Source organism: Escherichia sp. AM3 (assembly GCF_032029835.1).
Taxonomy (GTDB): Bacteria; Pseudomonadota; Gammaproteobacteria; order Enterobacterales; family Enterobacteriaceae; genus Escherichia; species Escherichia coli.
Map to the genome: position 1 here is coordinate 1 of NZ_JAVUPQ010000997.1, position 269 is coordinate 269.

Below are 269 nucleotides of genomic sequence, written 5' to 3' on the forward strand. Positions count from 1 at the left end.
GCCTGACCAAGACTTCCCATTCCCCAGAGTGAAAGCTGACGCAGCTGGGCGTCATTGCTGACCCACGAAAGCACACCCACTGCCGCACCGCACAGGGCATTGATGGCGATACCCACCAGCAACAGACGAGACAGAGAGGGGTCACGCTGCTTGCTGAGCAGGAAGATCACGCCAGTGGCTGCCAGCGCCCCAAGACATGCCGCCAGCATAGGGGCGTAAAGCATCACCAGCGCGGGCAGCGAGAGCGGGAGCACCACCCACAGGGCGAC

1 protein-coding gene is annotated in these 269 nt (G+C 63.2%); it reads right to left on the reverse strand.

The genetic code is table 11. The features are described from left to right. On the reverse strand, positions 1 to 269 hold a 269-nt coding region (locus tag RTW80_RS29410; protein ID WP_312721654.1), incomplete at both ends, for an iron chelate uptake ABC transporter family permease subunit.